The following is a 14,999-nucleotide window of genomic DNA, read 5'->3' on the forward strand; positions in this document are numbered from 1 at the left end:
ATCCTAGTCTTTGCGCTTCCGACGGCCAACCGCCAGACGTGGTAGGAAAACGTTCAGCTTTTCCAGAAATCATTCCTTTTTCTGTAGGACGTGACGGGTGTGACGCTTTAAAGAGTGCGTGTCGTTGATTGGTCCTACGGACACAAAAAAACCGCGACCCCCTCACCAGAGAATCGCGGCTCATCAACACCCAACCCCTACTGCTGCAACACCGTCGCCTGGTTAGCCGACCCGAACTGCTGAATATTCGCGGTCTGCGTAACCCCACTCTGATCGACATTGGCAATGTTCCCCGTCCCGCCCTGGGTCACATACGCCACGTTCATCGTGTCCGCCTGTTTCACCGTGATCATGTTGTCGCTGCCATACAGTTGCGCGGTATACGCCTGGTTCCCCGTCCCGGATTGATCAAACTCAGCACTGTTGCCCGTGCCATTCGAAGAACCCTGAATCAGGTTGGTCGTCCCGCGCTGATCCGAGATCAGAATGTTGTCGCTACCATTCTGATCAAAGTACAGCTCGTTGTAGGAATCAGCCTGTTTGACCGTGGTTTTATTGCCAGTGCCGGTCTGGCTGGTGGTCATGATCTGGCCGACGCCATCCTGGGTGAAGTTGGCGATGTTGCCAGTGCCGGCCTGAGTGACGTTGGCGCGCTGGTTGCTGCCGAATTGGCCACCGGTTTGCGGGCCTTTCCAGTTGCTGGCGTAGACCTTGTTGTCGTTGCCCACGGAGGTGGCGTTGAGGACGTGGCTGTCGCCGTTCTGGTAGGTGAAGTGCACGTTGCCGTTGCCGACCTGGTACAGCGCCAGTGTCGAGTTGACCGACTCGAACTGGTCGGCATAGATCGCGTTGGTGTTGCCAACCTGAGTGACGGCAGCGGTGTTGTTTTCGCCGAAGCTTTGGTCGACTACGGTTTCGTTGCTGTCGCCGTATTGGTTGACGGTGGCCTGGCTGGCGAGTTGTGCGTCTTGCCAGATCTCGGTGCCGTTGAGGTTGCCGAACTGGTTGATGGTGATGTTGCCGCCGGTGCCGTCGCGCTGGTCGCCGTAGGCGTAGTTGCCTTCGCCAGCCTGGTTGATACCGATCTGCCCGCCGTTGTGGGTGACCTGTTCGGCGGTGCCGTAGTTGGCGGTGCCGTACTGGGTGATCACCGAACTGTTGCCGGTGCCTTCATAGAGTTGTTCGATGTTGGCTTCGTTGCTGTCGCCGTATTGGAAGGTTTTCGCTTCGCTGCCGTTCTGCGAGTCTTGATAGACGAACGAGAAGTTGCCGGTGCCTTGCTGTTGTTGCAGGGCCTGGTTGCCGGCACCGAAGCCCAGCGACTGGCTGGCGTGACTGGTGTTGAACGCGCCGGCTTGTTGCTGAGTGATGACACCGTTGTTTTCGAACAGTTGCTCGGCGTAACCGGCGTTGTAGTCGCCGACGGCGTCCTGGGTGATGACGCTAGTGGCGTTGTCTTGTACAGCGGCGGCGTTGTTGCCCTGGCCCAGTTGGGTCTGGGTGGTGGCGCTGAATGGGGCCTGGGTCTGTTTCACGTCCGCGATGTTGGCGGTACCGACTTGGCTTTGGTTGGACAGGCTGTCGTCGGCCATGGCCTGGGCACTGATGATGACCAGGAGGGCGGCGGTGAGGGGCGTCAGTTTGAACATGATTGGACTCTCCGATGATTTGCAGTGCTTAGCGATATTGCTTGACCGAAACGCTCATGCCGTTGCCCGACTGGGTCACGGCGCTTTGCAGCCCCGCGCCGGCCTGCTCGATGCTGGCGTCGTTGTTGTTGCCGTTTTGCGAAATCTGCGCGCGGTTATGGCTGCCGTTTTGCGTGATCGATGCGGCGTTGCCGGAACCGTTCTGGTTGATCAGCGCCATCAGGTCGCTGCCCTGTTGCAGGATGTACGCCTCCTGATTGCTGCCCGACTGCACGATCTGCCCGAGCAGCGACTGACCGTTCTGTTGCAGCAGGGCGACGTTGGCCTGACCGAGCTGGTCGATCAGGGCTTGCTGACCCACGGGTGGGGGCAGTTCGCCGAGGTCGCTGCTGGTCGGGGCCAGGTCGTCGTTGTCCATCAGGTCGTCGGCGCGCACGCCTGCACTGCTGCACAGCAGGAGCAGGCAAAGCAGGGCGGCGGTCGGCGTGTTCATGGCGAAAATCCCGGGTAAGAAAACTGGCCCACCGGCCCGGTCGCGATGACCGGGTGGTGGGGGCGGAGGGTTACTGCACGGTGACCGGTACGGTGCGCACGGTGCCAGGCGTCGTGCGGATCGTTGCGGTCGGGTTGGCCGACGGCACCACGGTGGTGTTGGTGACGGTCAGTCTCCAGCGTCCGGTCAGTGGCACGGTCGTGGTGCCGAGGGTCACCAGTCCGGTCGGTGTGGTGACCTGCACCGTGACGGTGTTGCCGAGGATCACCGAGGACGTTCCCGAGAAGTCCCAGGTGAAGCGATTACCGGCCCGTGCGGTCACGGTGGCGGTGGTGACGGCGAAGTTCTCCGCTGGCGCTCTTGGCGAGACCTGCACGGTGACCGTGGCCGGTGTCGACAGGGCGCCGAAGCTGTCCCGGGCGACGTAGGTGAAGGTCGTGGTGAAGGCGGTCAGGATCACGGCCGGTGGGGTGTAGGTGACCACGGTGCCGTCGGTGCTGACGCTACCGCGACCCAGTGCCGGTTGGGTGACACTGGCCACGGCCAGCGGCACGTTGCCTTCCGGATCGGTGTCGTTGGCCAGCACGCTGATCGGCACGGTCAGGCCAGCCGTAGCGATGCTGTCGGCAACGGCCGTCGGCGGCCGGTTTGGCGCGACGGTGATGGTCACGGTGGCCGGATTGGCCGAGGCCAGGCCTTTGGCGTCCTGCGCTTTGTAGGTGAAGGTCGTGGTCAGTGGCGCGTTGACCACCGCTGGCGGGGTGTAGACCACTGCTGTGGTGCCACTGAGCACGACGGTGCCTTGGCCGGCTGGCGGTTGAGTCAATGCGGTGATGCTCAGCGGCGTGTTGCCGTCGGGATCGCTGTCGTTGGCCACCAGGTTGACGGTGACCGGCACGCCGAAGCTGGTGCTGGCGGCATCGGCCACGGCAAGCGGTGCCTGGTTGGCGCCGGTGTCCGGTGCGGTGCCGACGACGACAACTGGCTCGGTGTCGCTGCCACCGGCGGCGGATTTCACCGTGATGGTGGCGGGCGGCTGAGTCAGGTCAGCGACGGTGATGCGCTGCAGGGTGCCGGTCTTCGACAGGCGTCCGTAGCCTTGGGCAACCATGTCCGGGATCGCCACTTCATCGGTCGATGTCGCTTCGATCAGCAGGCTGTGGTTGGCCCAGCTATAACGCGCGGTCTGCACTTTCACCACGTCGGTGAGTTTGGCCGACACTGAGGTCGGACGCGTGGTCCCGGCCGGGTTGGTCGCAGTCACCACCACGACGGGTGGCACGGCACCGCTGCCCAGGCGCTGGCCGAAGAACAGGCCGGTGTTGTCACCGGTCAGGCTGGTCTGGCAAGGCGTTGGCGGAGGGCCGGGGAGCAGCGCCACGGTTTCACGGAAACACAGGGTCGAGCTGCTGTCAGCCTTGGCGAACACTTCGGCACGCACCCCGGCCGAGGTGCGGCGATAGGTGGCGCGGTCGATGTCGACGTGGGTTTGCTGACGGCTGTCGAGCACCTTGCCGGCGACAGTGAACAGGTTGGTCTGGATCGTACCGGCGCCGGACGGCCCGACGATGCGTACGAAATTGGTGTCGAACGGGCTGCCGGTCACCGCTTCGGTGAGGTTCGGATCGCCGACGAAGGTTTCGACGCCGCCGGTGTCCGGGTTCACTTCAGTGTATGGGCCATTGATGCTGCGCAGGAACGGCCCGATGGCGCCGTTGAGCGTGCCGCTGAAATCGCCCGGCGCACCGATGCCGATGTCTTTGGTGATGTTGATCGCGCGGCGCCCGGGGGTGGTGACGTTGACCGTTTCCACACCATACGGGTGAGTGATGGTGTAGGTACCGGCCACGGGGACGTTCACCCGGATACGGATCCGCGCGAAGCTTTGCTGATCGCCATCCGTCGGGTTTTCCGAGGCAAACGCCGCTTCGATCCCGGCGACATAAGCGTCCATGCCAAAGCCGGCGCCGTTGTTGGGGATCGTGGTTTCGGCGAGAAACCAGAAGGCTTCCGGCGGCCAGTTGTCCGGGAACACCATCGGCAGGCTGTCATCGAAGATGCCCGGTTCCGGCAGCAGGGTGCACATGTAGGCCGGTGGCGTGCTGACCGCGACCCGCGAACTGGCAGCACGCGACTGGCACAGTTCCATCGACAGCAGATTGTTGTCCTGATACCACATCGGGAATTTCCCGGTGGCGAAGGTGTAGGGGCCGGGGTCGACGGCGGCGAGTTGCGCATAGGCACTGCCGGTCAGCGAGAGAGCGAGCCCGAGCGCGTTGAGCGCAAAGCGTGGCCACTTGTTCATGATGCCTCCTGATGCGGATCTGGGCATGTGAGCGTTCATTGCACGATGACCACTTCTTCGGTATCGCTGCCGCCGTTGGACGACGTCACCCGAACCTTGGCCGGAGGGATCGGCGAGATCCCGGTGGCCAGGGTTTTCACTGCGCCGTCGCCGCCCAGCGCACCGATGGCGGCGCCGCTGCCGGAGGTGGCGGTGAGTACCGGCGGCGAGGTTTCGTCACTGGTCGAGGCGACCACGGTCAGTTGTCCGGAGCTCAAGCTGTATTGGGCGCTCTGGATCACCACCAGGTCGGTCAGGCTCATGGGCAGGGTGGTCGGCGTGCTGCTGGCGATAGCCAAGTGGTTGTCGGCGGTCACCTGCAGGACGCTCGGCAAGGTCGGATTGGCCGACGATTGCGCGTACCAGGCACCGGTGGAATTGGCTTCGGTCATGTTCAGCACCGGCGTGGTACTGGTCACGGCGACAGTACCCGGCGCTGGCGGCGCGAGGACGAACACGTCTTGTTGGGCGACCGGTGCGCTGGTCCCCGCTTTGCGCGAGTAAGTGCTGCGCTGGGTGATCATTGGCGTTGGCCGCACCACGGTCGACAACTTGCCGGAGACGGCGAAAGTGGTCGAACGCAGATCCAGACCGTTAGGGCCTTCGATCCGCACGTAGTTGGTGTTGAACGGGCTGCCGGTCACCGCTTCGGAGAGGTTCGGGTCGCCGACAAATTGCTCGGCGGCGCCAGTCACCGGGTTGGTCTCGGTGTACGGGCCGTTGACGCTGCGCAGGAACGGGCCAATGTCACCCTTGAGCGCGCCGTCATAGGTTTTTGGCGTACCGATGCCGATGTCGCGGGTCATGTTGATCGCGCGCCGGCCGGGGGTATCGATGTTGAACACGTCGACGCCGTACGGGTGAGTGATCACGTAGGTGCCGGCAGTGGGCACATCGACGCGAATGCGGATCCGCGCGAAGCTGACTTGATCGCCCTCGACCGGTTCTTCAGCGGCGAACGCGGCTTCGATGGCGCTGACGAAACCGAGGTCGATCCCGCGTGCGGCATCAATGATGGTGGTTTCGCCGGTGAACCAGAACGCTTCATCGGGAAAGTTGCTCGGGAAGACGATCGGCTGGGTGTCGTCGAACACGCCAGGAGTCGGCAGCAACGAGCACATGTACGAAGGCGCACCGGGAGCGCTGGGCACTCGCGAGCTGAGCGCTTTGGACAGGCACAGATCCAGCGTGCGGCCGTGGGTGTCCTGATACCAACTGGCGAAACCGCCAGTGGCCACCGTGTACGGACCCGGGTCAACAGCAAACAAAGCGGCCTGAGCAATGCCCTGGGCCAAGGCGCTCACGACCAGGACGGTCGCGGTTTTGGACAGTAAAGGGTGCATGAGTTAATCCCTCTATCGAAGTACCTGCCCCTTGGGGGTGGGTCAGTTGCACAGGGCCTGTACACCTTCCATGCCAAGGTGTGGTGAATGGGCGGGAGAGGGCCGGGTTAGAGGGGTTGGCGGGTATGAGAATGAGGTTTTTGGCGTGCGGGGAAAGGGCGTCATTCCCCAGGATTGGGGATGGTGGGGATGAACTTCATGGCCCGCCGTACACAAAACCCCTGTAGGAGCTGCCGAAGGCTGCGATCTTTTGATCTTGATTCAAAAACAGGATCAAAAGATCGCAGCCTCGTTTCACTCGACAGCTCCTACAGGGATCGGGGGGGAGTTTGGAAGGTGTATATCGGGGCGATATCCCCGCATCCGGGCAAACCCCCACCCGTGGGCTATAACCCTATAGGACGTATCGGGAAGTCGCCGCCATGAACATGCAGTCGAAATCGCTTCCGGTTGAGGAGGGCACGCTACGGTTGGGTTCGCGCAAGCAACCGTTCAACCTGCTGCGCTGGTTTTCGCTGATCAGCATGGCGGTGATCGGCACCGTGGCCATCGCACTTGGCGCGGTTTCAACGCGTTTCGTGATCGATGAGAGCGTGCAGCGCGATGCCTTGCTCACCGCGCAGTTCATCCAGGCCATCGCGTCCGCCGAAGTGCGCCACGTGTCGATTCCCAACATCCGCACGATGGGCGAACTGCTCGACCCGCGTCAGGACAAGGACTTTCCCGATGTCGACCCACAGGCCCGGGCAGGGGCGCGCGGTGAATTTCTCGACCACATCGAACATCTGCCGGACGTGATCCTCGCCAATATTTACGCGCCGGACCGGCAGGTGATCTGGTCAACCAATCCGGCGCTGATCGGTACCAGCATTCATGCCGACGAAGACCTCGATCGCTCCTTCAATGAAAAGATTCCCGTGTCGGCCAGCTACCACGACGTCGACAAGGCCCGGGAAGAGCAGAAGTTCGTCATCCCGCCGGATTACATCTTTATCGAAAACTACATTCCGCTGTTCGACGCCGAGGGCAAGAACGTCACGGCGATGGTCGAGATCTACAAGGAGCCCAAAGACCTGATCGCGCGCATGGAGCGCGGTTTGATCTTGATCTGGCTGGCCACTGCGCTCGGTGGCGGACTGATTTATCTGGGCCTGTACTGGATCGTCCGGCGTGCAGCGATCCTGCTCGCCGCCCAGCAAAAACAGCTGATCGCCAACGAAACCTTTGTCGCGCTGGGCGAGATGTCCTCAGCGGTCGCGCACAGCCTGCGCAACCCGTTGGCGACCATCCGTTCCAGTGCCGAACTGGCGCTGGAATTCGACGCCGGCCCGGCCGAGAAGAACATCAAAGACATCATCGGCCAGGTCGACCGCATGTCGAAATGGGTGCGCGAACTGCTGCAATCGTTGCGTCCGCTCAACGATGACCCGGAGCCGGTGAATCTGGTGGCCGCGCTGCACGAAAGCCTCGTCGCCTTCGAACAGCAAATCGCCAGGGCCGGGGTGACAGTGGTGTTTCATCCGCAGCACACGCCGATGGTGCTCAGTCAGCCGGTGCAACTGACGCAGATCCTCAACAGCCTGCTGGCCAATGCACTGGAGGCGATGGACAAGGGCGGCACGTTGACCGTCAGCCTGGAACCGAGCGACGACCGCGGCGTGTGTGTGGTGCTCAGCGACACCGGCAAAGGCATGAATGAAGAGCAACGGACCATGGCCTTCCGGCCGTTTTTCACCACCAAATCGGGTGGCCTCGGTGTCGGTCTGGTGCTGGTCAAACGCATCATGGAACGCTTTGGCGGCGGCGTGACCCTCGACAGCCGCGAAGGCGAGGGCACTACCGTTCGCCTGGCCTTTCAACTGGTCCCCTGAAACACACATTCCCCCCTGTAGGAGCGGCCGAAGGCTGCGATCTTTTGATCTTGATCTTAAAAACCAAGATCAAAAGATCGCAGCCTTCGGCAGCTCCTACACAGGTTTATAAACGCCGCAAAAATTTATGAACTTCCCCCATCACTGGGTGTCAAGCCCCGGTCACCGGGGAGTGGGGAAACCCACAGGCCTTCCAAGCCCCTGTTACAACTGGAAATAACTTCTTGGCGCACTAGTTGCAAAACACCCTCACCCCTTCCTTGATGAGGCGGCTGGTGATGGACAGAACAACGCGTGACCCAAGCAATACCTTCCGGTTGACACCACTGAGCGTCTTCCTGATGTTGACCCTCGGCACCATGGCCGCGGTTCAGGCGAGCCCGATCGATGACGAGCGACAGCCAGAAACCTCCGACCCGTCGGCGTACTACGACGAGCCGGCGGATGAACCGACCGCACTCAATGCCATCCTGACCATGCCCGAGGCCAACGAAGATTCCTTCGATCTGCCCGACGGGGTCAAAGGCACGCGGGACTCGACCCGCACGGAAAACGTTCTGCCGCCCACCGTGCAGACCAGTTTCAACTACCCCACCAACGGCAAACCCAGTCCGCTTTATGGCGCGCAGCCGTTCAGCCAGCAGTTGACCCTGTTCGAAGAGTTCGGCCCGGAAAAGCTCGACCCGACCACACCGGCCGCGCCGTTGCCGTTTCCACCCGCCGCGATCGGCCCGGCACCCGCGCAGGACCCGAACAACATCGCCCGCAGCGCGCCACCCGGCACGGCGCTGGATGCGTTCTTGCGCCAACCGGGGCTGACGCCATTCCCCAGTCAGTTCGCCAACGTCGTCGACCGCAATCCGTGGCAGGCGCAGATTGAAGTGTTCCTCAACCGCCACATCGGCTCCTCCGCTGAAGGACGGCCACCTGGAAAAGGCTGGTCGCACCAGCGCTGGAACGAGTTCTACCCGCAAGTCGCCTACAAAACCGTGCAGACCGGTGCGCGCCTCAACGGCGGTCTGCGCGACAGTCGACAAATGCACGGCTACGCCATGGGCGAATTCGGCCCCGGCGGTCTGTACCACAACGTCGCCGGTTTACCGGTGACCGATGGCACCGCCAAAGGCGTCGACCCGCGCTTCCACCCGAACATGCCCGTGCAGAACCACAACGCGGTATGGACCTTCGACGGCACGCTGCCGCCCAAACTGTTGATGGTGCGCTACGGCCAACCGGTGATGATGCGTCACTACAACGGCTTGCCGATCGACCCGTCGGCCAACCGCGGTTTCGGCCTGCACACCATCAGCACCCACGAGCACAACGGTCACGCGCCGGCAGAAAGCGATGGCTATGCCAACGCGTTCTTCTTTCCTGGCCAGTACTACGATTACCGCTGGCCGATCCAGCTCGCCGGTTACGACAGCATCAACACCAAGGCCGAAGACCCGCGCGCCGCGTTCCCCTGCGCGCCGGGCGAGACCCTGTGGGTCAACGATCTGACCCCGGCGAAGAAGACCTGTAATAACGGCACCATCAAGATCCGGGGCGACTGGCGCGAAACCATGAGCACCCACTGGTTCCACGACCACATGCTCGATTTCACCGCGCAGAATGTCTACAAGGGCAACGCGGCGATGATGAACTACTACAGCGCGCTGGATCGCGGCAACGAGTCGGTCAACGACGGTGTCAACCTGCGCTTCCCCAGCGGCAGTGCCTTGCCGTGGGGTAACCGTGACTACGACGTCAACCTGGTGTTCGCCGACAAGGCCTGGGATCAGGAAGGTCAGTTGTGGTTCAACCCGTTCAACACCGATGGCTTTATTGGCGACCAAGTGCTGGTCAACTGGCAGTGGAAACCGACCCTCGACGTGCGCGCACGCAGCTATCGCTTCCGCATCCTCAACGGCTCGGTGTCGCGCTACTTCAAACTGGCGCTGGTGCGGGAAATCAAAGGCAGTGGCGGAGAGTTCCAGGGGCCGAAAAACTCCGGCGTGACCTACAGCCGCGTGCCGTTCCACATGATCGCCAACGACGGCAACATCATGGAACACAGCGTACCGTTCGACGGCAGCATGGACCTCGACGCCGACGGCGATAAACAGAACCACAACGCGATCCTGCCGACCCAAGGCATCGCCGAGCGCTTCGACATCATCGTCAACTTCTCGAAAAACGGCATCAAGCCTGGCGACAAGCTGTTCTTCCTCAACCTGCAGGCGCAGGACGACGGCAAAGGCCCGAAAGAAGTGATCCCGCTGGCGGACGTGCTCTCGGAGAAATACCTGCCGGTGATCAAGCAAACCAGCAAGGGCCCGCAGTGGGACAAGGGCGATCCGGCGGTGGGCAAGGTCTTGCAGCTCAACGTCAAGGCCTACACCGGCCAGGATCTGGCGATGAACCCGGCGGCCTACGAACCGGCCAAACCGGGCAAGGCTGAAGGGCTGGTGATGATCCCGCTGAAAATTCACCGCGACAACGCCGCCGATAAAGCCGTGTTGGCCAAGGCCCGCCACCGCACCTTCACCTTTGGCCGCGCCGATGGCACCGATGAAGCGCCGTGGACGGTCAAGACCGATGGTGGTTTTGGCTACCACATGGACCCACGGCGCCTGAACGCCTCGACCCAGCTGTCCAGCGGCCCGACCGATGCCGGCGTCACCGGGTTCGGCACCCTCGAAGTGTGGAACATCAAGGCCGGCGGCAAGGGCTGGAGCCATCCGGTGCACGTGCACTTCGAAGAGGGGATCATCCTCAGTCGCGGTGGCAAGGCACCGCCGGAATGGGAAAAATGGGCGCGCAAGGACGTCTATCGCATCGGTTCGGAAAACGATGGGCTGGACAGCGTCGAGATGGCGATCAACTTCCGCGAGTTTGCCGGGACCTACATGGAGCACTGTCACAACACTCAGCATGAAGACAACTCGATGTTGCTGCGTTGGGACCTTGAGAAACCCGGGCAACTGCAGTTGATGCCGACGCCTCTGCCAAGCTGGGACGGTGTGCGCTACGTCAACTCCGCCGCACTGCCAACCTTCCGCAATGGCGACGGTTACGGCCCGCAAGTGGTGGTCAAGCCATGAACCGCCGCCACGGTGACAGCCAACCGCTGCATACCCCGCGCTCCCGGGCGCTGGGCATGCACCTGGTGCTGATGCTGGTGGTCTGCGTGCTCGGCAGCCGCGTGCTGCTGGCGCACCAGGCCAGCGTCGGCGAGCCACCAGCGGCGAGCGAATCCGCCACCCCGTGGGGTGGCGACTATTTCCCCAACACCCTGCTGACCGATCAGGATGGTCGGCAGGTGCATTTTTTCGATGACCTGATCAAAGACAAAGTGGTGGTGATCAATTTCATCTTCACCTCGTGCAGCGATTCTTGCCCCTTGGAAACCGCGCGCCTGCGCCAAGTGCAAAAACTGCTCGGAGATCGGGTCGGCCAGGACATTTTCTTCTACTCGATCAGCATCGACCCGCTCAGCGACACCCCCGAAGTGCTCAAAGCCTATGCGCAGCGCTTTAAGGTCGGCCCGGGCTGGAAGTTTCTCACTGGCGAATTCGCCGATGTCACCGACTTGCGCAAGAAACTCGGGCTGTTCATTGAAGGCGTCGACAACGGCCGCAGCAAGGATCACAACCTCAGCCTGATCGTCGGCAACCAGACCACCGGGCGCTGGATGAAAGCCTCGCCATTCGAGAATCCGTGGATCCTCGCCGATCAACTGGCCAACACTTTGCAGAACTGGAAACAGCCGAGCATCGAAGAGAGTTACGCCAACGCCCCGGACATTCGCCCGCCCAGCAACGGCGAAGAACTGTTCCGCACGCGCTGCGCCTCGTGCCACAGCCTCGGCCCTATGGATGGGCAGGGCCTCGGCATGCGCAGCATCGGCCCTGACCTGATCGGCGTGACCCGCCACCGTGATCCGAAGTGGCTGAATCGCTGGATCCGCGAACCGGATCGCCTGCTCGCGGAAAAAGACCCGATTGCCCTGCAACTCTACGAACAATTCGAGCGAATCCCGATGCCCAATCTGCGCCTCGACGAACAGTCCGCGCAGTCGATCATCGACTTCCTCAGCGATGAAACCGAGCGTCAGCAACCGTCCAGCAGTGCCGTAGCCGGCGGTGCATTGACGCCAGTAAAACCGGGCGATCCAGCCGCGACGGTGAGTCAGATGCGGTAGCGGCGAAATAGCATCATTGAACCGTGTGTTGCGGTCAGAGCCACCTACACTGATGGCTGTAACTGCCTCGATACAAAACCTCCAGGGCACTCCCATGCAGCGACTGGAAGCACAAAAAACACCTGCGCCGGACACGTCGGCGGCAATGGGCAAAAGTTGGCGCGAACAGTTCAATCTGCTGCGTTGGTTCTCGCTTGCGAGTTTTTTCATCATCGCCGCCGTGGCGGTGGGCCTCGGCTATATCTCCACGCGCTTCGTGGTCACCGAAAGCGTCGAGCGCGACGCCTTGCTGACCGCCCAATTCGTTCAGGCCATCGGCGCGGCGGAAATACGCCATGCCGGCATCACCCCGGCGCGGACCATGGGCGAAATGCTCGATCCGCGCCAGGACGGCAACTTCCCTGATGTCGACCCTGTGTTACAGGCTTCGGCGCGTATCGAATTTCTCGACCATGTCGAACACCTGCCGGACATTCTTCTGGCCACGGTGTACGCCTTGGATCGCACGGTGATCTGGTCAACCAACGCTGAGCTTATCGGCGTGCACATCAAGGATGACGACGAACTCGACGAGTCGTTCGAGATGAAAGTGCCGGTGTCCTCCAGCTACCACAAGATCGACGATGAGAAACCCGAGCAGCAGTTGCTGCGCGAACCGAAATACCTGTTCATCGAGAACTACATCCCGATGTTCAACGCCGACAAAAGCAAAGTCGTCGCCATGGTCGAGATCTACAAGGAACCGGCGGATCTGGTCGACCGCATCGACCGTGGATTCGCCTCGATCTGGGCCGCCACATGTTTCGGCGGTGCGGCGATCTTTCTCGCGTTGTTCTGGATCGTCCGCCGCGCGGCGCAACTGCTGCAGAGCCAGCAGCAACAGTTGATCAGCAATGAAACCTTTGTCGCCCTCGGCGAGATGTCCTCGGCGGTGGCGCACAGCCTGCGCAATCCGCTGGCGACCATTCGTTCCAGCGCCGAACTGGCCCAGGAAGTCGCCAGCCCCGGCGCGCAACGCAACATCGGCGACATCATCAGCCAGGTCGATCGCATGTCGCGCTGGGTCCGTGAATTGCTGGTGTCACTGCGGCCGATGAATGACGACGGCGAGGCGGTGGACCTGGTGATGGCGGTCGAAGACACCGTTGGCGCCTTCGAAGCATTGATCAAACGCTGCAACGTCGAAGTGCGCTTTACACCGCAGAATTGCGCGCCGGTGGTCAGCCAGAAGGTGTTGCTCACGCAAATCCTCAATAGCCTGTTTGCCAACGCCCTGGAAGCCATGCCCAAGGGCGGTGTGCTCAGCATCGAATTCGAAACACCGCAGCCCGACAGCGTGCGCCTGACCGTGAGCGACACCGGCAAGGGCATGAGCGCGCAGCAGCAACTGTTGGTGTTCAAACCGTTTTTCACCACCAAGCAGGGCGGCCTCGGCGTTGGCCTGGCGTTGGTCAAAAGAATCATGGAGCGGTTTCAGGGCTCGGTCGTCTTGACCAGCAAAGAGCAGGAGGGAACCCGCGTCAGTCTCAACTTCAAAGTGGCATCGGGAGGGGAATATGGAGCACAGCATTCTGCTGGTCGAGGATGATGAACTGTTGGCCGAAAATATTCAGACCTACCTGGAGCGCAAAGACTTCGAGGTGACGGTTTGCCATTCGGCCGAAGACGCGCTGGAGCAATTGGGCAGCTTCATGCCGGACATCGTGCTGACCGACAACTCGCTGCCGGGCATGAGTGGTCATGATCTGATCCAGAAGCTGCGCATCAGCGCGCCGGATCTGAAAGTGATCATGATGACCGGCTATGGCAACGTCGACGATGCCGTGGTGGCCATGAAGGAAGGCGCCTTTCATTACGTCACCAAACCGGTTGCACTGCCGGAACTCAAACTGTTGCTCGACAAGGCCCTGGCCACCGAGCGCATGGAGCGCACGCTGTCGTTCTATCAGGAGCGCGAGGCGCAGAAGTCCGGGATACAAGCGCTGATCGGCGAATCGGCACCGATGCAGTACCTGAAAAACACCATCGGCCAGTTGCTCGACGCCGAACGGCGCATGGCCAACACCGATCTACCGCCGGTGCTTGTCGAGGGCGAAACCGGCACCGGCAAGGAACTGGTGGCCCGCGCGCTGCACTTCGACGGCCCGCGCAGCAAAGGCCCGTTCATTGAGTTCAACTGTGCGTCGATCCCGTCGAATCTGGTCGAGTCGGAACTGTTCGGTCACGAGAAAGGCGCGTTCACCGACGCCAAGGATCGTCGCGTAGGTTTAGTGGAAGCCGCGGACGGCGGCACACTGTTTCTCGATGAAGTCGGGGAAATGGATCTGCTGTTGCAGGCCAAGCTGTTGAAGTTGCTGGAGGACCGGACGATTCGCCGGGTTGGTTCGGTGAAGGAGCGCAAGGTCAATCTGCGGGTGATCAGCGCCACCAACTGCAACCTTGAGCAAATGGTCCAGCAGGGCAAATTCCGTCGCGATCTGTTTTTCCGCTTGCGGATCATTTCGATCAAGGTGCCGCGCCTGTATGCCCGAGGTGAAGACATTTTGATGCTGGCCCGGCACTTCCTCGCCAGCCACGGCAAACGCTACGGTAAGCCGAACCTGCATTTCAGCGATCAGGCCGAAGAACTGCTGCTCAATTACACCTGGCCGGGCAACGTGCGTGAGTTGCGCAACATGCTTGAGCAAACCGTGCTGCTGGCACCGAGCGATACGATTGCCGCGCATCAACTCAATGTGTGCATGAGCCTGGTCGACGAACCGCCGCTGCACCTGCACGAAGTGCCGACGCACTACGAACCCCGTCCGGCGAGCAATACCGAGTCGATGAACCTGCCGGAAGTCGAGCGCGACATGGTGCGCAAGATGCTCGACAAGACCGACTGGAACGTCACCAAATCCGCGCGCCTGCTGGGCCTGAGCCGCGACATGCTGCGCTACCGCATTGAAAAACTCGGCCTCGCCCGGCCGGATAAACGGCAGTGGTAACCCAGGTACACCGCATTTCCCCTGTGGGAGCGAGCCTGCTCGCGAATAGGCCGTGTCAGCCGACATCCATGTTGACTGACCCACCGCCTTCGCGAGCAGGCTCGCTCCCACAGGGTTTTGTGGTGT

9 protein-coding genes are annotated in these 14,999 nt (G+C 61.7%); 5 read left to right on the forward strand and 4 right to left on the reverse strand.

The features are described from left to right. Positions 1-197 precede the first annotated feature (197 nt). The 4 genes from BK670_RS04405 to BK670_RS04420 all read right to left on the reverse strand — a co-directional run bounded on the left by BK670_RS04405 (position 198) and on the right by BK670_RS04420 (position 5,829). On the reverse strand, positions 198-1,649 hold the full coding sequence (locus BK670_RS04405) for a curlin (protein ID WP_123448760.1): 1,452 nt from the start codon (positions 1,647-1,649) through the stop codon (positions 198-200). Positions 1,650-1,677: 28 nt separating this feature from the next. Beyond that, positions 1,678-2,142, reverse strand: coding sequence for a curlin (locus BK670_RS04410; RefSeq protein WP_053119098.1), 465 nt, complete (start codon positions 2,140-2,142; stop codon positions 1,678-1,680). 70 nt (positions 2,143-2,212) lie between these two features. Beyond that, a complete protein-coding gene (locus BK670_RS04415) occupies positions 2,213-4,447 on the reverse strand; it encodes an Ig-like domain-containing protein (RefSeq protein WP_123448761.1) in 2,235 nt (744 codons plus the stop codon). 35 nt (positions 4,448-4,482) lie between these two features. Continuing rightward, positions 4,483-5,829: a hypothetical protein gene (locus tag BK670_RS04420; protein WP_123448762.1), complete on the reverse strand. Its 1,347-nt coding sequence runs from the start codon at positions 5,827-5,829 to the stop codon at positions 4,483-4,485. A 422-nt stretch (positions 5,830-6,251) separates the two neighbouring features. Between BK670_RS04420 and BK670_RS04425 the strand changes: the two genes are divergently transcribed. From BK670_RS04425 to BK670_RS04450, 5 genes are all read left to right on the forward strand, one after another. Then, on the forward strand, positions 6,252-7,700 hold the full coding sequence (locus BK670_RS04425) for a sensor histidine kinase (protein WP_123448763.1): 1,449 nt from the start codon (positions 6,252-6,254) through the stop codon (positions 7,698-7,700). Between the two features lie 278 nt (positions 7,701-7,978). Further along, positions 7,979-10,786 (forward strand): multicopper oxidase domain-containing protein, encoded by a 2,808-nt coding sequence (locus BK670_RS04435; protein ID WP_123448764.1) that lies wholly within the window; start codon positions 7,979-7,981, stop codon positions 10,784-10,786. After that, positions 10,783-11,886, forward strand: a complete 1,104-nt coding sequence (locus BK670_RS04440) for an SCO family protein (protein WP_123448765.1) — start codon at positions 10,783-10,785, stop codon at positions 11,884-11,886. The genes BK670_RS04435 and BK670_RS04440 overlap by 4 nt, the downstream gene beginning before the upstream one ends. A 94-nt stretch (positions 11,887-11,980) precedes the next feature. Next, the gene (locus tag BK670_RS04445) at positions 11,981-13,474 is read left to right on the forward strand and encodes a sensor histidine kinase (protein WP_123448766.1); all 1,494 of its coding nucleotides are present in this window, start codon (positions 11,981-11,983) and stop codon (positions 13,472-13,474) included. Next, positions 13,443-14,873: a sigma-54-dependent transcriptional regulator gene (locus BK670_RS04450; RefSeq protein WP_123448767.1), complete on the forward strand. Its 1,431-nt coding sequence runs from the start codon at positions 13,443-13,445 to the stop codon at positions 14,871-14,873. The genes BK670_RS04445 and BK670_RS04450 overlap by 32 nt, the downstream gene beginning before the upstream one ends. Positions 14,874-14,999 lie beyond the last annotated feature (126 nt).

The sequence above is a fragment of the Pseudomonas fluorescens genome (assembly GCF_003732425.1).
Classification (GTDB): domain Bacteria; phylum Pseudomonadota; class Gammaproteobacteria; order Pseudomonadales; family Pseudomonadaceae; genus Aquipseudomonas; species Aquipseudomonas fluorescens_BE.

What these genes read in the sequence shown, in the direction of transcription:
- BK670_RS04405 (WP_123448760.1), bottom strand. Translation starts at nt 1,649, where the DNA reads ATGTTCAAACTGACGCCCCTCACCGCCGCCCTCCTGGTCATCATCAGT.
- BK670_RS04410 (WP_053119098.1), bottom strand. Translation starts at nt 2,142, where the DNA reads ATGAACACGCCGACCGCCGCCCTGCTTTGCCTGCTCCTGCTGTGCAGC.
- BK670_RS04415 (WP_123448761.1), bottom strand. Translation starts at nt 4,447, where the DNA reads ATGAACAAGTGGCCACGCTTTGCGCTCAACGCGCTCGGGCTCGCTCTC.
- BK670_RS04420 (WP_123448762.1), bottom strand. Translation starts at nt 5,829, where the DNA reads ATGCACCCTTTACTGTCCAAAACCGCGACCGTCCTGGTCGTGAGCGCC.
- BK670_RS04425 (WP_123448763.1), top strand. Translation starts at nt 6,252, where the DNA reads ATGAACATGCAGTCGAAATCGCTTCCGGTTGAGGAGGGCACGCTACGG.
- BK670_RS04435 (WP_123448764.1), top strand. Translation starts at nt 7,979, where the DNA reads ATGGACAGAACAACGCGTGACCCAAGCAATACCTTCCGGTTGACACCA.
- BK670_RS04440 (WP_123448765.1), top strand. Translation starts at nt 10,783, where the DNA reads ATGAACCGCCGCCACGGTGACAGCCAACCGCTGCATACCCCGCGCTCC.
- BK670_RS04445 (WP_123448766.1), top strand. Translation starts at nt 11,981, where the DNA reads ATGCAGCGACTGGAAGCACAAAAAACACCTGCGCCGGACACGTCGGCG.
- BK670_RS04450 (WP_123448767.1), top strand. Translation starts at nt 13,443, where the DNA reads ATGGAGCACAGCATTCTGCTGGTCGAGGATGATGAACTGTTGGCCGAA.